Origin of the sequence: Pseudoalteromonas sp. DY56-GL79, from assembly GCF_041414765.1 — a bacterium.
In the GTDB taxonomy this organism is placed as follows: domain Bacteria; phylum Pseudomonadota; class Gammaproteobacteria; order Enterobacterales; family Alteromonadaceae; genus Pseudoalteromonas; species Pseudoalteromonas piscicida.
Window position 1 is genome coordinate 180,976 of record NZ_JANHZS010000001.1, and the last position, 20,066, is coordinate 201,041.

General features: G+C 42.8%; 14 protein-coding genes. 2 read left to right on the top strand and 12 right to left on the bottom strand.

Translation table 11 applies throughout. The annotated features are described in order from the left end of the window. Position 1 precedes the first annotated feature (1 nt). Positions 2 to 262 carry a cell division topological specificity factor MinE gene (gene minE, locus NO992_RS00690; protein WP_010372964.1) on the top strand — a complete coding sequence of 87 codons (261 nt, stop codon included), beginning with the start codon at positions 2 to 4 and terminating at the stop codon, positions 260 to 262. A gap of 125 nt (positions 263 to 387) precedes the next feature. Here minE and rluF read toward each other — a convergent pair whose 3' ends face one another. The 11 genes from rluF to NO992_RS00745 form a co-directional block, all read right to left on the bottom strand. Then, positions 388 to 1,374 (bottom strand): 23S rRNA pseudouridine(2604) synthase RluF, encoded by a 987-nt coding sequence (rluF, locus tag NO992_RS00695; RefSeq protein ID WP_017216772.1) that lies wholly within the window; start codon positions 1,372 to 1,374, stop codon positions 388 to 390. A 65-nt stretch (positions 1,375 to 1,439) separates the two neighbouring features. Further along, positions 1,440 to 2,513, bottom strand: a complete 1,074-nt coding sequence (locus tag NO992_RS00700; RefSeq protein WP_010372970.1) for an ABC transporter substrate-binding protein — start codon at positions 2,511 to 2,513, stop codon at positions 1,440 to 1,442. Beyond that, positions 2,506 to 3,603 (bottom strand): DUF418 domain-containing protein, encoded by a 1,098-nt coding sequence (locus NO992_RS00705; protein ID WP_248694138.1) that lies wholly within the window; start codon positions 3,601 to 3,603, stop codon positions 2,506 to 2,508. Before NO992_RS00705 ends, NO992_RS00700 begins: the two co-directional genes overlap by 8 nt. After that, on the bottom strand, positions 3,603 to 4,820 hold the full coding sequence (locus NO992_RS00710) for an EAL and HDOD domain-containing protein (protein WP_010372977.1): 1,218 nt from the start codon (positions 4,818 to 4,820) through the stop codon (positions 3,603 to 3,605). The genes NO992_RS00705 and NO992_RS00710 overlap by 1 nt, the downstream gene beginning before the upstream one ends. 257 nt (positions 4,821 to 5,077) lie before the next feature. Further along, the gene (locus tag NO992_RS00715) at positions 5,078 to 6,613 is read right to left on the bottom strand and encodes a glycogen synthase (RefSeq protein WP_371373485.1); all 1,536 of its coding nucleotides are present in this window, start codon (positions 6,611 to 6,613) and stop codon (positions 5,078 to 5,080) included. A gap of 16 nt (positions 6,614 to 6,629) precedes the next feature. After that, positions 6,630 to 7,904, bottom strand: coding sequence for a glucose-1-phosphate adenylyltransferase (glgC, locus tag NO992_RS00720; RefSeq protein ID WP_010372983.1), 1,275 nt, complete (start codon positions 7,902 to 7,904; stop codon positions 6,630 to 6,632). Between the two features lie 32 nt (positions 7,905 to 7,936). Further along, positions 7,937 to 10,420, bottom strand: a complete 2,484-nt coding sequence (locus NO992_RS00725; protein ID WP_371373488.1) for a glycogen/starch/alpha-glucan phosphorylase — start codon at positions 10,418 to 10,420, stop codon at positions 7,937 to 7,939. Further along, positions 10,413 to 12,464: a glycogen debranching protein GlgX gene (gene glgX, locus NO992_RS00730; RefSeq protein ID WP_371373491.1), complete on the bottom strand. Its 2,052-nt coding sequence runs from the start codon at positions 12,462 to 12,464 to the stop codon at positions 10,413 to 10,415. The genes NO992_RS00725 and glgX overlap by 8 nt, the downstream gene beginning before the upstream one ends. After that, entirely contained in the window at positions 12,458 to 14,698 is a 2,241-nt protein-coding gene (gene glgB / locus NO992_RS00735; protein WP_371373493.1) for a 1,4-alpha-glucan branching protein GlgB, read from the bottom strand. Before glgB ends, glgX begins: the two co-directional genes overlap by 7 nt. Next, complete coding sequence (gene malQ, locus NO992_RS00740; protein WP_371373496.1) at positions 14,699 to 16,678, bottom strand: 4-alpha-glucanotransferase; 1,980 nt, start codon at positions 16,676 to 16,678, stop codon at positions 14,699 to 14,701. Between the two features lie 8 nt (positions 16,679 to 16,686). Then, a complete protein-coding gene (locus NO992_RS00745; protein ID WP_010372991.1) occupies positions 16,687 to 16,986 on the bottom strand; it encodes an isoamylase early set domain-containing protein in 300 nt (99 codons plus the stop codon). Between the two features lie 581 nt (positions 16,987 to 17,567). Between NO992_RS00745 and NO992_RS00750 the strand changes: the two genes are divergently transcribed. Further along, complete coding sequence (locus tag NO992_RS00750; RefSeq protein WP_371373499.1) at positions 17,568 to 19,469, top strand: putative bifunctional diguanylate cyclase/phosphodiesterase; 1,902 nt, start codon at positions 17,568 to 17,570, stop codon at positions 19,467 to 19,469. A gap of 139 nt (positions 19,470 to 19,608) precedes the next feature. On the opposite strand, the gene NO992_RS00755 is transcribed toward NO992_RS00750, so the two are convergent. Continuing rightward, complete coding sequence (locus NO992_RS00755) at positions 19,609 to 20,037, bottom strand: Lrp/AsnC family transcriptional regulator (RefSeq protein WP_010372995.1); 429 nt, start codon at positions 20,035 to 20,037, stop codon at positions 19,609 to 19,611. Between the last annotated feature and the right edge of the window lie 29 nt (positions 20,038 to 20,066).

The following is a 20,066-nucleotide window of genomic DNA, read 5'->3' on the forward strand; positions in this document are numbered from 1 at the left end:
AGTGTCATTACTAGATTATTTTCGTTCTGAGAAAAAAAATAGCGCATCATTAGCGAAAGAGCGACTGCAAATCATCGTTGCGCACGAACGCTCAAAGCGTGGTACACCTGACTACTTACCACAACTTAAGCAAGACATCCTCGATGTTATTCGCAAATACGTAAAAGTAGATTCGGATGCCGTCAACGTCCAGTTTGAACAAAACGAGGATGATTTAGCAGTATTAGAATTGAACGTTACTCTACCTGATGATGAAAAGTAACAGTTTGAGTAAATGTAATAAGGGCTATTTCTATAGCCCTTATTTATTTCGTTTTACCCATTCTAATTAAGCTGTCAAGGGGCTTTACATTGCCCTACTCTTTGCTTAATTATCCGAACTTCAGGTCACTTATTCTTATTTAAGGACAAAGTACCTTTGACCCTTTTTGCAGGCTTAGTATTGTGCTTTGGGCTTGACTTACGTTTGTTGTGACTGTGATTTTGTTCACCATTTCGCGTTTTTGGCTTAGGCTTAACGCTATTTTGTTTGTCGAGTTCAGTTGTTCTATCTTTGCTGTTATGCGCTCGCCTATCTTGCTTTGGACGACCGACCTCACTAACTTCACTTCTAGGCTTATCATGCTGTTTTCCCGCACCAGCACCCGCTGATGCCTCTTGCGTTTTACTCGATGACTCTGTGGCGTGATTAATCGCTCGCATTTCGTTTTCGTTAAGGTGACGCCACTTACCAGAGCTAAGGCCAGTTAGATCGATATTCATTATCCGAATACGTTTAAGGTGTGTTACTTCAAATCCTAGATATTCACACATTCTGCGAATTTGACGATTTAAGCCTTGGGTCAACACAATGGTAAATGACTTAGCCCCGGTTTTACGAACTTTACAAGGCTTTGTGACAGTGCCAAGGATTGGAACACCTGAGGACATACGTTTTACAAAGCGCTCATCAATGGGCCTATCGACCACAACCTCATACTCTTTTTCATGGTTATTGCCGGCGCGAAGGATTTTATTGACCATATCGCCTTGGTTGGTCAAGAAAATTAATCCTTCGGATGGACGGTCTAAGCGACCAATTGGGAAAATACGCTCAGGATAGTTAATTGCACTGACAATATTACTTCTGATTTTACGCTCGGTGGTACAAGTTACACCAACAGGTTTATTATAAGCAATAAATACAGCCTTTGGCTTTGCTTTCAGAGGCTTACCATCAATAATGATAGTGTCAGCATCAGACACTTTGGTGCCCATTTCTGGTAGAATTCCATTTACTTTGACACGGCCTGAGGCGATTAAGTCATCAGCTTCTCGACGACTGCAGAATCCAGTTTCACTGATGTATTTATTGAGGCGCTTTTGCTCTGTCACGATACAACCACTTTGAGTAAAAACCCGTATTGTAATCGCTTCAACCGCTTTACACTACTGCATTTCTACTTTTGCAAACTTTTTCTTAATAGCTCAGGAGAAAAATGATACTGCTCTTTAGGTTTTCCTCTAAGGCTCATTGCCTTGTAATCAATAGATTGCCAGTTTTTCGCTGACTTTATCCAGTAATAGTCCGCTAGATTTTCCTTGGTGATCACACTTAAGTCAAACGCAAGCTCTGTGTTGTCTTTCCAAAAGGGATGCCCATAATAATGATCGTACACCGAAATCAACGCCCAAGCTCCCATCATAAAGTGCCCGCCAACGGATGCTTGCATCTCATTATGTTCAATAAGGTCAAAAGTATCCGACAACCAATCAAACCCACCAAACACTATTTGTGAAGTGCTTGATGCAGCTGCGGTGATAGCTCCCATCGCCATCAAATCTGACGCACACCAAATCAGGTTTGTTTCTGGATAGCGGTGCAACAATTTCTTAGTCTTATCAAAGGCTTGTTCTTTTGACCACCCGGCATAAACGGTTTGCTGAACCACCACGCCAACTTCATCAAAAAAGCGCTTTGCACCGTTGCTTCTAATATCTGACTCTGTGCCATAGTGACCATTGATAGCAATAGGGTAAATTGTCTCATGACCGTTAGTTTTAGCCTGTTGGTATAGTTTCTTTGCCAGATCATAACCAGCTTGGTCATTATCATGATGCACTTCCCCAAGCCAATACTTATAGTGTTCTTTTGGATTACCTATTGCGAGCCTTTCAGGGCCAGAAATCGTTTCTTCTAAAGTAATATGATTGATCCCATATTTTTCTAAAAGCTTTAGGCTTTCTTCGGCACCACCGGGATAATTAATGAGGATGACGTAATCGGGAGTAGCACGATAACTCAAATATTTTTTAAGCTCAGCGAGCTGTATAATTCGGTTTCCTTCTCCATAAATCACATCTAGTCTAATATCGAATTGATCCGCAGCCGCTTCTGTAATGCCTTGAACGCGCTGCCAAAATGGTTCACCAGGCACAGAAGGATTAACAAACAAGACATTTAAAGACTGTTTAGCATCAACACTAAAACACACCATCCATAGCACTAACCCAATTAGTACTTTTTTAATCATAGCGGGCTCTTCGTAGCACTAGTACCTTCAATAACTTCTCAAATGGACCTTGCTTAAACAGCTTACAATATACCACCGCAAGGGCTAATTGAATTATAGACGCAATTGCAAATGCCGTGAAATAATCCACCCGCTCCCAAGTGCTGATAGCGCTCGGGTTTATAAAGTAAAAATAGCTTACAAACACAATTGACTGGAGAAGATAAAACGAAAGCGCTAGACGCCCAACACATTGGAGACTCCAAAGGTGATGTTTTGCACCTCGCATTGCCGCCTTAATTACGACGACATAAAACAACGCAACAGGTACTGCAAGGATCCAATCTATTCCTTCAAAAAACTCGACGCCTAGCTTACGTTCAAGAACAAAACCAACAAATGATAAAATAATGGCTATCACGGCAAACAAGTTAATTTTATGAACAGGTTCAGTACGCTCTAAATCAAACATTCCACTTCGATATAAACGCATACCGAGTAGCATTAACCCAGCGGTATACCACAAAGTAATAACCGGGATAAGTAAACTGATAATGATAAAGTAAAGGCCATTAAGGGTGAGCAGTTCTAGGTAGTTTGCTGGAATTTGCTGCAAAAACTCAAGGTAGACTTCTGAAGTTCTATTTATTTGTGGTTCTGGATCAATTAACAGCAATAGGCTAATAACAATAGAAGGGGCTAAAATGAACCCTATTGCATAGCGACTTAACTTTTTGTCACTTGCATTAATAAACCGCAGCGCGACAAATCCACTCAACGCATAATTAAATAAAATATCTCCAGGCCAAATCAACACGCCGTGTAACACGCCAAAGACCATTAGCCATGTTAGTCGATGTCTTGCAAGGCTCTGATCATCCTTCTTTGCTACCTGAATGCATAATGCCGCTCCAAATAACATTGCAAATAAGGTTCTGAATCGACCATCAAAGAAAATACTATTAACCATTGCGAAGAACGGATCAAGATAGTGGGCTGTTTGGGCTGGTACATAGCCCAACTCAAAATTGGCCATATGTACCATATTCATGGAAAGCAAGCCAAGCAGCGCGAACCCGCGGATCGCATCCATCGCAATAATTCTATTCATCAATACACACGGTTTTTATACATATCAGCCCAGTTTATCGCAGCAGCATGAAAATCAGGAAGGTTTTCGTCTTTGTAGTTTAGATAACTGCACGCATCCTGCAGAGTCCACCAGCTTCCAGACTCATAGGCTCTAACGATATTTAAAATATAATATAGCGTGTTGGGTTTACCTATCAAAGCATCATGAAGCTGCTCAGGAAAAGGTAGCTTGTTTACAACCTGCTCCATTGGCCTGTCAAGAATGGCATCAAGCAGAGAAAATAACCCTGTCATAAAACTCATATTGGCAAGTCCTGGCGAAATTTGCTGCGCGATAAGCTCACAAAACCGAGAACGAACAATAGAAAGACGTGTTAATTCTGTTGGCTTTCCCTCGGCTACGTGGGCTGTCATAATTAAGTTTACAAACTTTTTTACACGCTCGTTCCCTAAATATACCAAGGCTTGCTTTAAAGATTCGATACGACTTTTGATTGGAAATACGCCGGAATTAATTAGCCGTAGCAGTTTGTACGCAAGCGCAGTGTCTTGAGCAAACAACTCGGCTAATCGTGTAATACTCATATTCGGTTTAAGTGCTTCTTCATAAATAAGCATGACAATCACATAATTGATAGTAATGTCTTTTTGCTCAATCATCTTTGGTTTTGCAAAGAAATAGCCCTGAAAGAACTGAAATCCCATCTTTTTAGCTTGCTCGAATTCTTCTTCGGTTTCGACTTTTTCCGCAAGTAGTTTGATGTTCTTTCGCTCTTTGATCATATCAATCACTGGCACTATGGTGTCCAGCGGATGTTCCATGACGTCGAACTTGATCAGCCTTACGAGCTTTAAGAAAGGTTCCCATTCTTTTGAGTACTCAAAATCGTCCAACGCGAGTCTAAAGTTGCTGTGAAATAAGCCTCTTATCCGTTCATAATTTTGTTTTGTTGGCGGAATAGTCTCCAATAGTTCCAAAATCACATCGTTTGCTGGGAGAAACTCACACAGCTCCTGACGTAACGAGTCTGGACCAATATTAATTAGCGCTTTCTTTCCCGAAGTGAGATATCGCATGCCGAGGTTAAGTTGATTATTCATTATCAGCTTGGCTGTCGCTGCATCATCTGCAATATTTGGAAAGCTATTTTTTACACCATCGCGAAACAACAATTCGTATGCAACAACTTGTTTTTTACGATTAAATATGGCTTGGCGGGCCACAAAAACCTTCAAACAAAAACTCCTTCGTACCTAAAGTGAACAATCACACTTTTGGTTTAGCAATTTTTAGATTTTAACCCTTTATGATGATAAAGAAAATCAACCTAAGCTATTAAGAATCAAAATAATAGCTTAAAAGATAATGCAAAATGATAAAAAAGAAAGGCCAAAGCTATCTTTTGATACCTTTGACCTAGTTTTTTGTTTAGCAACTGAGCCAATTGCTAAATACTTAACACAGATGAGAAAATTTTTTATCTACATTTTCGCTATCTATATAATTGTTCGCAGTATTTTTGTGCAACATCGGACCAGTCAAAGCGCTGCATACGAGCTTGCAGCCTGAGTTGTTGATATTTTTCGCTATCGTTCATCAGATCAGCAAGCGCTAATTCAAAAATCGCAATAAGCTGACTACCTTGCTCAGCGAGTGTTTCTCCTTCAAAACAATAGCCGGTTTCATTGTGTTTTACTGTATCAGATAGTCCACCCACTTTATGGACGATACAAGGTTGTCCAGCGCGCATCGCAAGCATTTGGCTGATACCACAAGGCTCAAAGGAGCTTGGCATTAAAAACAAATCACCTAACGGGTACAGTTGTTCGCCGAGTGCTTTACCATAACCATTTAAAAACAAGACATTGTTATGGCGTGCCATTACTTCGGTAAATAGCTGCTCAAGACTTGGATCACCAGAGCCAACAATCACAATACGTGCTCCTTGGTGCTTGGCTATTTTTGCGATGTCATCGAGCACAATGCCTGATTGGGTAGGCTGTCTTAAAATAAGTGCTTTTTGATCGGTGAGACGGCCAACACTTGTAATTAGCTTGCCACTAAAGGCTTCACCGCGCCAAGCGAGTAGGCGTTGATGAGCAATGTAAAACCGAGATAATACTTGGCTAGATTTCGCCATCCATTGAAACACATGCTGCTCAGCAAGCGCCAAATAGTCAGCAAAAGTTAGATTCTCTTCGTCACCTGACTCATCATACACACAACCGTTTAAAATACCTGCTAACCGTCCTTCATGAGACGCATGCTGCATGTCGCTTTCTAACCCTTCGCCACCAAAAAAACCAAGCTCAGGGTGGCTTGGGATCATCACTTCTTTGGCGTAATTAGGAGAAACAACATGCACTTTGTCTGACAGATTAATAGCCGCTCGCATTGGATTAAAGCAGTGAGGATATTTAGGATCGCAAATACTGAGCCCATCATAGGTGAGTGTCGGAAACCAAGACTCAAGGCTGGAAAAGTCATGATTAAAAGGCCGGATCCCTTGAAGCGCAAGGTTATGCACAGTATAAACCGTCTTTAGCGTCTTTAAGCGTTTGAATCTAGGACTAAACTGACGAAGTACAGCAACAACAGCTGCATGCCAGTCATGTAGGTGTACAACATCTACCTCTGCTATCAACTCATGTTCTATAAGTTCAGCAACTGCCGCACTAAAAAACGCAAATCGATTTGCATCTGTCGCAAAAGGCTGGTGGGGATCATTACAGTAAATAGCGCCGTGATGCTCACTAAACAATGAGTGTGAAATGACATATTGAGTGACATTGTCACTTTCTTCAACAGACCAAAGCGTCGCCGTTTCTAAATGTTGACGAAAAGGGACGGCAATATCAGCGACTAAGTTTCGATTTAAAGCAGCTTGCCCATAATCAGGTGTGACCACCGATACTTTAATACCAAACTGCGCCAATGCGTAAGGCACGTCGCGTATTACATCTGCGACGCCCCCCACCTTACAATTTGGCAACCGATCGTTTTCGGCTGCCACTAAAGTTACATGCATAGTACCTCTACATGGATCATTTATTATTTTTTTCCGCAAGCTCTGCGAGCATATCTCGGGTCACCAATACGATCCCCTTATTCGACACTCTAAAGCCATTCTCTTTGTCTAAGTCAGTATCGTAACCAATGGTCATCCCCTCTGGTATTTGACAACTGCGGTCAATGATTGCGTTTTTGATTTTGCAGTTACGCCCGATTTTGGCACCCGGCAACACAACGGCTCCTTCAATTTCACAATACGAGTGAACATGCACATTGGAAAACAGCAATGAACGCTTAACCTTAGAGCCAGAAATAATACAGCCACCAGAAACCGTTGAGTCTACGGCCATACCGCGTCTATCATCATCATCAAATATAAATTTAGCTGGTGGTAACTGTTCCTGATAAGTCCAAATTGGCCAATGAGGATCATAGAGATCAAGTTGTGGTTCAGGAGAAACCAACTCCATATTCGCTTCCCAGAATGAATCTAGCGTCCCTACATCTCGCCAATATGGCTGCCCTTCATGTGATGGGTCGCAAAATGGATACGCATACACATTATGCTCTTCTATGATGGATGGGATAATATCATGACCAAAGTCACGACCCGACCCTTCTCGTTCCGCATCCTTTTTTAACTGCTCGAATAAAAACTCAGTGTTAAACACATAGTTACCCATAGAAGCCAAACATACACCTGGCTTTCCAGGGATTGACGTCGGATCTACCGGCTTTTCATCAAAACGACGCACCCGGTTGCTTTCATCTACAGTCATGACACCAAACGTTTTTGCCGCCTCTTCACAGGGCACTTCAATACAACATACGGTCATATCTGCACCTGTCTCAACGTGCTTTGCAAGTAAGCCACCGTAATCCATTCTGTAGACATGGTCACCCGATAAGATCATAACGTATTTGGGAAGCTCATGACGAATAATATCCATATTCTGGAAAACTGCATCTGCTGTGCCGCAGTACCACTCATCACCATATCGCTGTGATGCTGGCAATATCTCTACAGATTCTCCCAGCTCCTTTTTAAAGTGTCCCCATGCGCGATTAACATGGCGAATAAGAGAGTGCGACTTATACTGCGTGGCAATGCCAACCCGACGGATCCCTGAGTTAATGCAGTTAGACAGTGGAAAATCGATAATTCGATGTTTGCCGCCAAAATAAACAGCAGGTTTCGCTCGCCAATTGGTGAGCTCGTGAAGGCGCGAACCTCTTCCACCCGCAAGTATTAAAGCATATGTTTCTCGAGTGAGGGTACTAATATAACGATTCGCATAATTAGGCATTATTTCTTCTCTCCATAACTTTTTTGCGGTGACTACTGCATTGGGCTCAAGCGCCAAATATCATCGCTGTAATCTTGAATTGTTCTATCGCTAGAAAATTTTCCACTTGCTGCGGTATTGAGAATACTCATACGCAGCCAATGTTCCTTGTCTTTGTATGCTTGGGCCGCATGCTCCTGGCTCTCAACATAGGAAGGAAAATCTTGTGCCACTAACCAAGGATCGGTACTACTCTTAATTGAGTTGATTACGTCATCAAAGATATTAGGCTCAAATAGGTTAAAGTGCCCACTTTCGAGCAAAGCCATAACGCGTTTTAGGTCATTGTTGCTTTCTATTATCTTAAGGGGCTGATAATTTTGGCGCACTTGCTGTGCTTGTTCAGCAGTTACACCAAATAAGTAAAAGTTGTCTGCACCAACACATTCTCGTATTTCGATATTTGCACCATCTAAGGTGCCTATGGTGATTGCGCCATTCATCATAAACTTCATGTTGCCAGTGCCAGACGCTTCTTTTCCTGCGGTTGAAATTTGCTCTGATAAGTCTGTTGCAGGGCAAATCACTTCCATTTTTGATACATTGTAATTGGGCATGAAAGCCACTCGAAGATAGGGCCTCGCCGCGGGGTCATTGTTGATAACATTAGCAACATTATTGATTAATTTAATGATCTTCTTCGCCATGTAATAACCAGGTGCAGCCTTACCTCCAAACAGTACGCAACGAGGAACAAGCTCTGCCACATCACCACGACAGATCCGATCGTAAAGATGGATAACGTGCAATACGTTAAGTAGCTGGCGCTTGTATTCATGAATACGCTTGACTTGAACATCAAACATCATAGTTGGGTCAAACTCCACCTGACATTCATGGGCAATTAGCTCAGCCAGACGTTGTTTGTTGTTTTGTTTGACTGTTAGCCACTGCTTTTGGAAGGCGTGGTTATCGTAAAAACGACGTAGTTCACTAATTTTAGAAAAATCAGCTTGCCACCCGTCGCCAATTTTATCGCTGATCAATTGCGCCAGTTCTGGATTACAGTGCGATAACCAGCGTCTTGGCGTCACCCCGTTGGTTTTATTATTAAACTTCTCTGGGCAAAGTTGATAGAAATCGTTAAACAAACCAGCTTTTAATAGCTCGGTATGCAGTGCAGCAACACCATTGACAGAATAACTGCCTACGATCGCAAGATACGCCATGCGAATTTGAGGATGACTGGACTCCTCAATGAGTGACAGCGCACGCTGTTTTTCGATATCACCGGGCCATTTCAGTGCAACTTCCGACAAAAAGCGGGCATTGATCTCATAGATAATTTCTAGCAGCCTTGGTAACAAGCGCTCAAATAAGCTCACAGACCAGCGCTCTAATGCTTCAGGCAATAAAGTATGATTGGTGTATGCCATGGTTGATGTCGTTATCTTCCATGCGGCATCCCATTCCAGCTCGTAATCATCTAATAAAATTCGCATTAACTCTGCTACGGCAATACTGGGGTGGGTATCATTGAGTTGGAATACATGATAATCCGCAAAATCACCGAAATCATCGCCATATTGCTCAACCCACGTTGCGATCACATCTTGCAAGCTCGCGCTGGATAAAAAGTACTGCTGCCTTAGTCTCAGCTCTTTGCCATTTTCACTGGCATCATTGGGGTACAGCACCATCGTTATCTGCTCAGCGAGATTCTTTTTCGCTACCGCTTCTGAGTAACTACCGGCGTTAAATTCGTTGAGGTCAAACTCATCAGTTGCCTCTGATTTCCATAGTCTTAATGTGTTTACCACCTCATTACGATATCCAGGAACAGGAACGTCGTAAGGCACCGCGAGAATATCTTGCGTATCAAGCCACTCACGATGCTGCCTACCATTTTTGTCGGTATGCACTTCAACATGACCAAAAAACTTAACTCTTCGAGCTTGTTCTGGTGCGGCAAGTTCCCATGGATAACCTTCACGGAGCCAGTTATCTGGCTGTTCTACTTGGTGACCCTGTTCACAGGTTTGGTTAAACATCCCAAATTCATAACGCAAACCGTAACCAACAACAGGAAGGGCTAATGAAGCACAGCTATCCAAAAAACAAGCTGCAAGACGGCCTAAACCACCATTACCAAGACCTGCATCATGTTCAGCCTGCGCGACCTCTTCAAGCTCAGTACAGTATTCTTGTAATGCCGCTTGAACTTGTTCTTCTAAGTCTAGATTTAACACCGCATTAGACAGCGCTCTACCCATTAAAAATTCCAACGAGAGGTAAGCTGCTTTACGCGTCTTTTTACTCTTAATGTGCTCTTTGGTTGCCCGGCAACGGGCGACTAATCGGTCACGAATAGTCAAGGCTAATGCATGGTACAAATACAGTCGCGACTCTCCTACTTTGTCCCGACCTAAGGTGTAGTAAAAGTGACGAGTCAAATCATCACTCAAGGTGTTTTCATCTATCTTTGGTGCATCTTGCCAATGTTTTACGACGCATACTGGCGCACTTTTATTAGCCATGCTTTTCATCCCCTTTGATTGATGTAAATATCCATGCTGACTTAGCTGGAACCTGTAAATATGAATCTAACTCTGGTTTTTGCGGTTCAACCGCGGTGGTAATTGCTTGCTGCCAATGAGATGAAAATGCACTAAACGGCAACTTTATTTGCAATGTACTCTCACTGGCGTTCAATATTATTAGCAGGCTTTGCCCGAGCTGCTGATCGGTGATGGTGTAACTCAACCATTTACGGCTTGGCTCTCGCCACTGTTCAGGCGATAACGGCTTTGCTTGTTCATTAAACCAATTCACCGCAAAACGACTGTCACTGTCATGGACATAAAATGAGTGAGAAAAAGCGGCAAATTGCTTACGAAGCGCAAGTAAATCTTGGATAAAAAAAGTTAACGTGTGGTGTTGCTGGTGGTTTTTCCATGCCAGCCAGCTCGTGCAGTTGTCTTGGCAGTAAGCATTATTGTTGCCACTTTGCGTATGTGCCATTTCGGTGCCCGCACAAATCATCGGGATCCCTTTGGATAAAAACAAAGTGAGTAATGCATTTTTCTGCATACTGAGGCGCAATTCATTGATTTGGGGATCGGCACTGAACCCTTCTACCCCACAATTAAATGAAAAGTTTTCACTGTGGCCGTCTCTATTTGCCTCACCGTTTGCTTCATTATGTTTATGCTCGTAAGCCGTCCAATCAAATAATGAGAAGCCGTCATGACTGGTAAGAAAATTTATGGAGTTCAAAGGACCCCGTAAGTTATGTTCAAACAGGTCACTGGAGCCATGAATACGCATCGCAAGCTCTGGCAATACTCCCTCATCGCCACGCCAGAAGCGCCTAACGGTATCTCGATATTTATCATTCCACTCACGCCAAGGAGAAGGAAATAGTCCAAGTTGATACCCACCAGGACCAATATCCCAAGGCTCGGCAATCAGCTTTACTTTGCTAAGCACAGGGTCTTGATGGATCGCTTGCAAAAACGCATGTTGATTTGAAAATCCCGAGGCTTGACGAGCAAGGATCGTCGCCAAATCAAAGCGAAAACCGTCCACCCCCATGTATTCCACCCAATAGCGCAAGCTGTCCAATACAAGTCTTAATACCACTGGATTCGAGATATTTATCGTGTTTCCGCAGCCAGTGTCATTAATGTAGACATTGGGCTTACTCGGCAAGGTGCTGTAATAAGTCAGGTTATCAAACCCTTTAAAGCTTATTGTCGGGCCATCCAAACCACCTTCCGCAGTATGGTTAAACACCACATCCAAAATAACCTCAATACCGGCTTGATGGAGCCGCTCTACCATTACCTTAAATTCGTTGATGTCGTCGTTAACGAGATAACTTTTGTGTGGCGTAAAAAAGTTGAGGCTGTTATACCCCCAATAATTTTTTAGTCCTTTGGTCGTCAGAAACTGCTCATTGATAAACGCATGCACAGGTAGCAGCTCAATCGCAGTAACACCAATATGCTTTAGGTGATCGATAAAGATTTGTTCAGCAATCCCTAAATATTTACCTTGGTGTTTACTTGGAATATCTGGGTGTCGAACAGTTGCCCCTTTAACATGGCATTCATAGATCACCGTTTTACTCCACGGAGTCTTGGGTCGCTTCCCTTGATACTTCTCAATCGCTGTCACTTTACTCTTGGGCATATCACAGGCGTTATCTGAAGGGTTTAAATGACCTACTGGCAAATGGCAAAAATGCCGTTCACTCCAAGTAAACTCACCAAAAAAGTCGCGGCAATATGGGTCTAAGAGTAACTTATTGGCATTGAAAAGCAGCCCTTTTTCCGCACTATACTCCCCGTCTACCCGATAGCCATATAAGTCTCCGACTTTTGCTCCTTCAATAAACAATGACCAATTTCCGCCCTCATGCCGAAACATCCCTATCCGATTCACTTCGCTATGGCCGCTTTTGTCGAACAGACACAGGGTTACACGTTTCGCTTTCGGTGCATAAACACAAAAGTTAACGCCTTTATCACTAGCCGTTGCACCTAATAATTGATGATCGCCGCGATAACTGGTTAGCATGTGCCACCAGAGATCAGCTGCAAATACACGGTTGCCAAAGGCGGAACGGTTATATCAATACTTTGCTCAAGGCCATGACTTGCTATGTTTTTCGATTCAATGAGTTGTTGTTTATGTGCAACAACTCCAACGCCGCTCCCCCAAAACGCTTTGTCATCCGTGTTTAAGATAACTTGATACACACCCGCTGACGGCACGCCTAAACGGAATTGAAAATGGGTTTGTGGCGTAAAGTTTGCTATCACCACCAGCGGTGTAACACCATCTCGTCCGTAGCGTACAAAACTAAATATGCTTTGCTCAGCGTTCCCCCCATCAATCCAATTAAATCCTGTTGATTTGTTATCACACTCGAATAGTTGCGGCGTTGATTTATAGGTCGTATTGAGCGCTTTGACACACTTATACACGCCTTGGTGTGCTTCACTTTCAAGCAACTTCCAGTTGAGTTGTTGGTTATGATCCCACTCCTCTCGGGGGGCAAGTTCAGCGCCCATGAACAGCAACTTTTTACCTGGGTGGGCAAACATAAAGCCATAGTAGGCACGTAAATTAGCGAATTGCTGCCAATCGTCTCCTGGCATTTTGCTTAGTAGCGCACCTTTGCCATGTACCACTTCATCGTGACTTAATGGCAAGATGTAATTTTCAGAATAGGCGTACACCATCGAAAAGGTCATTTCATGGTGATGGTACTTGCGGTGAATTGGGTCTTTGGACATATAGTTTAGCGTGTCATTCATCCACCCCATATTCCACTTATAACCAAAACCCAAACCATCGTGTTCAACACTGCGGGTAACGCCGGGCCAAGCTGTGGATTCTTCAGCGACCATCATAATACCTTCGTCAACACCATAGCATTTGGTATTGACTGATTTGAGGCACTCTATTGCACCTAGGTTTTCACGACCGCCATATTGATTTGGCACCCACTCCCCATGTTTACGGCTGTAATCCAAATAAAGCATCGATGCCACAGCATCCACTCTTAAACCATCGATGGCGTATTCTTTTATCCAATACATTGCATTCGACAGCAAAAAGCTTTTTACTTCAGCGCGATCGTAGTTAAAAATATAGGTATTCCAATCTGGGTGAAACCCTTGCCGCTTATCAGCATGTTCGAATAGATGCGTACCATCAAACTTATGTAAACCATGGGGATCTGATGGAAAATGTCCCGGTACCCAGTCGATAAGTAATCCGAGCTCTTCACGATGACAGCACTCAACGAAGTAAGCAAAATCCTCCACGCCACCAAAGCGACTGGTTGGCGAGAATAACCCCACTGGTTGGTAGCCCCACGAGCCATCAAAAGGATATTCACTGATAGGCATCAGTTGCAAATGGGTAAATCCCAGTGCCTTTACATAGAGGATAAGGTCGTCCGCTAACTCTCGATACGTCAGATAGCGATTACCTTCTTCCTCTCGGCGCTTCCACGAGCCCAAATGCACCTCATAAATACTAATGGGTGCATTGACTTTATTACGCAACGATTTTTTATCATGCTCAGCTTGGCTCAACGTGAAAGCGGCTGGTCGCGCCTGAGTTATACTCGCCGTGCCTGGTGCTTGTTCCATTTTAAATGCAAATGGATCGGCCTTTTCTATGCGCTCACCCTCAAATGTGGTGATTGCAAATTTATAGCAACAATCAACCTCCAGAGCTGGAATAAAAAGCTCCCATACACCACTGGCTGGATGTAATCGCATTGGATGTTGCACAGCCTGCCAATGGTTAAATTCACCTATCACAGAAACAGACAAGGCATTTGGCGCCCAAACACCAAATCGAAACCCAATTACTCCCTCTATCTCTACTTGATGTGCACCTAGATGCAAATAAGCTTGGGCTTGTGTCCCTTCATTAAATAAGTACAAGGCATCATCCGCCAAGCAACTATCAAAACTATATACATCTCTCCCAGTAACGGTTTGCTCTGGGTAGTGCACTTCAAGAAGGTAATCTTTACTGATGTCATCCGCTTTAAAATCTAATGTGAATAGCGCACTTTTGCGAAACCGTTCAAGAGCGTAGCTGCTATCGCTGGTAAGCACCTTAACTTCTGTCGCACCTGGAATAAAACAGCGCACGACTGAGCGCTTGGCATCTAGCTGGTGTAGCCCTAAAAAGGCAAATGGGTCGCGACACTTACCGGCTTCCAAAGCGGCTAATTGACTGATGTAGTCATCTACTTGGGCGTCTTCTATTTTTGCTCTTGTATTCATCTATTCTTTCCTGCTGGTTACCGCATCTCGGATCAGCGGCCGAGAACTTGCAATAATTTCCGCTGATGTCTGATTAAGTCGCCTTCTCCAGTTTGGATACTCTTGGTCAGTACCAGGAATATTCACTGGTAACTTCTGTTCGTCGAGGTCATCAAACTGAATTGTCAGCATTTTTGCAGGCGACTTGGCGAGTACATTGATCAGCGCCTGATACACATCACGGGCTTCGCTCGCAAGGCTGACATTCACCTCACCATAGCGTCCAAGCCAATGACAAAGCTTTTCTCGCTCAGATGTTCGCTCTTCATCCGCTTTTGTCAGTTGGGGTTCGCTCAATAACTGATATTCACGTTTCAACCTAAGGTCATCATGGCTCCACCAGCCAAAAAATGGTGGGACGTCATGGTTAGCAACCATGAGTAACGCATTGTGCTTATAATGCGTGGGTGCTAAAAACTGACCGTGATAATCCTTCTCGAAGTAAAAAAGAATATTGCTGTATATATGAGACTCATACATTGCTTCTTTGATTTCGATTGGAACAACCCCTAAGTCTTCACCAATGATCATCACTTGATGTTTGACGGACTCAATTTTGAGGATAGCTAAAAGGTACTCAAATGGATAATATACGTAGCAACCTGTTTGCTGCTGATCTTGATAAAAGCACCACCACAACCTTCTTAGGCCCATCACATGGTCAATTCTTAATGCCCCAACACCGGTGATGTTCGCTTGGATCAGCTGTTTAAAAAATGCAAAGCGCTGCGCTTTTAACTTAACAGGGTTTAACGCTGGTAACCCCCAGTTTTGACCGAGCTCTGCCCAAGGGTCCGGAGGCGCGCCCACGCGAGCATGTTTGGCATACAAATTTTTATTGCTGTTGTATTCGCTTGAGCCGTCAGCACATCCAACGGCTAAGTCATTGATTAAGCCTACGGCCATACCAGCATTCAGTGCCGAAGATTGGCATTGCGTTAATTGTTCAAACGCAAGCCATTGTAAAAATTTAGCAAAGTCATCGTCCTCAAATGCCTTAAGCTCTTGCTGCTTAGCCTGGCAAAATCGAGCAAAGTCTGCACGCCACGCTCCAGTTTGTTGACACAATAACTGCCACGCAAAACGTAACGCGTTAAGCTTACTTTCCATACAGTGAGTCATATCAAGATATGTCGTGTTCAAGTCACTCTTTGAGACGTCTAAATAGCCGGCGAACACACTCACATCTAAGCCAAATTGTTCACACAAAAGCTCTATAGAAATGTAAAAAGGGTGCAGTAGGCGGCGGTCATTTGGGCTGTACGGACTTGCTTTTTCTGGTTCATCAACAAACAACAAATGCAGTGGGTTTAACAAAATATAGTCAACCCCTTCAGCTGCGCTAGCCTCAACTAATTGCTTTAGCTCATAAAAATCCGCACTTAGCTTGCTGCCAGCAGGCTTTAACGAATATAACTGAATAGACAATCCAAGGAGCTTTTTATGTTGTTCAATTGGGTCATAACACTGTTTAGGCGTCACCCAAAGTTCTGTCTCAAACCGCGCACCGTTTAACATTACCTCAGCGCTATGATAACCCACTTCAATCGCGTTTATTGGCACTTCAAGTTGAACATAACGTGTATCTTGATAGCGGTAATCCCCAACCGCGACTTGCTTGTTTGGATCGCAAACACAGCAATAACCCAATGCGGGGATCGACACAATTAATTCGTTAATTTGCAGGCCGGCATCCACTCTTATCGTAATAGTTGGCGTCTCTTTGCAAACCAAAGTAATGGCTTCAACTGGCGTTAACCACTTAGCAATATCCAGCTCAAAATTGAGCGTATTTATTTCATCTAGATTACTGACATCAACACCGCACTCCTGCAATGCCTGTAGGCGAGTTTGGTGATCAAATACCACATGATCACCGGTGTATTTATGGTATTCATAACCAATACCATAGAGATAAAGAAGCTGGGCAATGTTGTCCATTTATAATGTTACGCTCTCGCTGTGGACACGACACTGTTGTCTTCTCCAAAGCCATTTGGCACATAATCATCTGCTTGATGATCATTGTCCCAGACTTCACCATCAATCAAATATCTGAAGTGGTAATCTTTGTCGGTTGGTAAACGGTGTTTGAGCTTAAACGCACTGTCTTTTTTGATGAATTTCATCGGCTCGGGTTGCCAATCATTAAAATCACCAGCAAGTTCCACCGTTTTCGCTTCTGGGTGTGAAAATGAAAATGTAATTTCTGCTTCGTCTTTTGTTTTGAAAAACCGTTTAGTGAGCATATAACCCCCGTTTACCTTTTGTGAGTCCTTTATTTCACAGTGACGTACGCTAATACTGCAAACGACTGGTAACTGTGTACGATTTATGTCGAGCATATTGAGATTTAAGTGAAATTAAATTGCAAAATTAAATTTTAATTAGATGGCAACTCACCGTTCGCTTTAAAAATCAACAGCCCTAAGTACAGCAAACAAATATTGAGTTTGTATGACAGTACAAATTTGGTGCAATTTTGCACCGCTTTGGCGCAATCTAAATCAGATAAGCAGTGATTTCAGTTTGCTATAAGTTCCTTGCAATCACTGAGCCAATCACATTAAGAGTCAACAAGAAAGCTAGTTAAGAATGGTTATCATGTAAAGTGAATTTAACTAATAATTGATCCCGCTCATATAAAGCAGTCTGCAAAGTGAAATTTTTAGTACTTTTGCACGATGAAGTTTGCAACTGAATGCTAAAGTGTGTAAAAAACTAGGTTAGCAACTATAATTTCAGATTACATTTTTTGCGATGAAGGTCGCACCTACGTATTATTACTCCGTAATATGCAAGAGTCTGAATTACTAAGGAAAGCCTATTCATGCCAAACGCGATAAGACTAACAAGTACCCTACTTCTGGGCACATTATTTGTTGTCATATTGCTGCATCTATCTTTTAAGGCTCACGTGCTTGAGCTGATCGCTACAACCCCGGCAAATGAGCACCTTACAGCATCAATGGTATCACCTTGGTATTCCCCACTACTGCACGGTTTGAACTTTGCAGCAAGTGGAAACCACACTTATGTTGCGGTAGAATCAACGCTCGGAATACCCAAATATTTGGATGTAAGTACAGTTTGGTATGCCGTATTTACTTCTCCAATCACTCTCATTTCAATTGCAACTTTACTCGTGATTGTTGCGTATCTTTTTAAGGCAGAGCGCCGCTACCGTAATCAAGATGAAGATATCAGCGAGGTGAATAAGGACGTAGGTGGAATATTGAGGCGTTTAGAGGTCGACAGTGCGCCACTGCACCATAAGTCCTCTCTTGCCAAGCTCAGCCATGCGATCCACGATTTGTCTAGCCATCTTGCACGAGTAAAACGCCATTCAGAGTCTCAAATTTTTCAAGACAAGCTCACAAAGCTTATAGATAGACATGCATATATTGACCATATCGAGGCAAAGTTAAAACAAGCAGAGTTGGCGCAACAAAAATGTGGCCTACTATTTATTGATTTGGACGGCTTTAAGCAGGTCAATGATTCCTTTGGCCACAGTTTTGGCGACGAAATTCTGATCCAAGTTGCTGCTCGGCTCGCAAAAGTGGTTCGCCAATATGGTTTAGAAGACTGCCACCCTATTCATGGCCTTGAGCAAAACCTTTCAAGACTCGGCGGCGATGAATTTTCGCTATTTATTCCCAAATTAAACAATCCAAGTTTGTGCACAGAAATCGCCCAGTCCATTCTTAGTGATATAGAGCGTGATTTCTTGCTTGGCAATAAGCTTGTCAAAATTGGAGCAAGTATCGGCATCGCGGTATACCCAGATAGTGCGGCAACACCGAACTCGTTATTACAGATGGCTGATGTTGCCATGTACAGAGCAAAAACGGATGGTCGTGGAATTTTTAAAGTTTATTCCCCCGAAATGGGGTCGAAAATGCGACGTTATCATTACCTATTGGAAGAGTTACGACTTGCTATCTCTGCGCAAAGCTTTTATCTGTCATTCCAACCGATAGTGCATGTTGAAGATTGTGCTATTGACTATTTTGAGGCGCTTATTCGCTGGAACCATCCGATAGAAGGGCAAATTCCACCGGCCGAATTTATTCCAATTGCAGAGGAATCTAATTTAATTTTAGAGCTTGGTGATTGGATCCTACTTGAGTCGTGTAGGCAAATGTGTGCATGGCATAATGCAGGGATGAAAAAGGTAAAAATCTCAGTTAACGTTTCTGGAATACAACTAAAACACAGAAAGGTCTTTGAATGGGTAAATGCGGCCCTAGAAAAAACCGGTCTACCAGCCACTGCTTTGATGCTGGAGATCACGGAATCCACTCTTATCAAGGCCAGCAATGAAACGATTTCACAATTGCAACAATGCCGAGATGCAGGAATAAGTGTCGCAATAGACGACTTTGGAACAGGTTTTAGCTCGCTAAGCACCCTCGCCGATTTACCTATCGATGTGATAAAAATCGATAAACTGTTTATTACTCAAGCCAATAGCAACCCTAAGTATCGTAAGATCCTCAATTCCATCAGCGAACTTGGACAGCAGTTAGAATTAAAGATTGTTGCCGAGGGCGTTGAACAAACCGAACAATTTGAGCTAGTTAAAAACCTAGGAATTAGCTGTGTACAGGGGTATTTAGTGAGCCGGCCTGAAAGCTCAAATAATGTGGGTAGCAAAGTGTTAAATGGCAATGTGAATCATATTGCAGCCACAGGCACCAGCATTTGGTTACCAGAGCAAGTTGGGTAGCTGCTGTTAATAGTTAAGCGAAAAAAGTTAGCTATATACTGCACCTTCCACGCTAGGAAACCTATTATGCTATAAGTTGGGTGCTTGGCAAATCGTGATGAACGCCCACAGTATTTAATCTGAACCAAGGTAAGGTTATTTATCGCTTAAATTTGGTTTCTAGGATAACCGACGAGTTGGTACGCTCAATCCCCTCTAAATTACCGATTTCATCCAGCAGATGACTCAACTGCTCCAAACTCTGTGCTTCAACAATAGCAATCAAGTCATATTCCCCACTAATAGCATAAAGCGCAGAAACATTTGGCAACTGCTGCAATGCTAAATTCGCTTTTGTAGTGAGTTTTTGTTTTACCTTAATAGAAACGTGTGCCGATACTAAATCGTCCATATACTGCTCAGCAAACTCTACGCGATAGCCTTTAATTACGCCATTTTGCTCTAATTTTGCGATACGATTTTGTACTGTGGTTCTGGAAAGGTCTAACTTACGTGCCAACTCAGAGATGCTCTCTCGTGCGTTATTACGCAACAGTGCAATGAGCTTTTCGTCTTGTGAACTAATCATTTTGCAATTTAATCATGTTAATTTGACAT

Bases quoted from the DNA above. Each gene is read 5' to 3' on its own strand.
- malQ (WP_371373496.1), bottom strand. From the start codon at position 16,678: ATGGACAACATTGCCCAGCTTCTTTATCTCTATGGTATTGGTTATGAA.
- glgC (WP_010372983.1), bottom strand. From the start codon at position 7,904: ATGCCTAATTATGCGAATCGTTATATTAGTACCCTCACTCGAGAAACA.
- NO992_RS00705 (WP_248694138.1), bottom strand. From the start codon at position 3,603: ATGAATAGAATTATTGCGATGGATGCGATCCGCGGGTTCGCGCTGCTT.
- NO992_RS00725 (WP_371373488.1), bottom strand. From the start codon at position 10,420: ATGGCTAATAAAAGTGCGCCAGTATGCGTCGTAAAACATTGGCAAGAT.
- glgX (WP_371373491.1), bottom strand. From the start codon at position 12,464: ATGCTAACCAGTTATCGCGGCGATCATCAATTATTAGGTGCAACGGCT.
- glgB (WP_371373493.1), bottom strand. From the start codon at position 14,698: ATGAATACAAGAGCAAAAATAGAAGACGCCCAAGTAGATGACTACATC.
- NO992_RS00750 (WP_371373499.1), top strand. From the start codon at position 17,568: ATGCCAAACGCGATAAGACTAACAAGTACCCTACTTCTGGGCACATTA.
- NO992_RS00715 (WP_371373485.1), bottom strand. From the start codon at position 6,613: ATGCATGTAACTTTAGTGGCAGCCGAAAACGATCGGTTGCCAAATTGT.
- NO992_RS00745 (WP_010372991.1), bottom strand. From the start codon at position 16,986: ATGCTCACTAAACGGTTTTTCAAAACAAAAGACGAAGCAGAAATTACA.
- NO992_RS00700 (WP_010372970.1), bottom strand. From the start codon at position 2,513: ATGATTAAAAAAGTACTAATTGGGTTAGTGCTATGGATGGTGTGTTTT.
- NO992_RS00755 (WP_010372995.1), bottom strand. From the start codon at position 20,037: ATGATTAGTTCACAAGACGAAAAGCTCATTGCACTGTTGCGTAATAAC.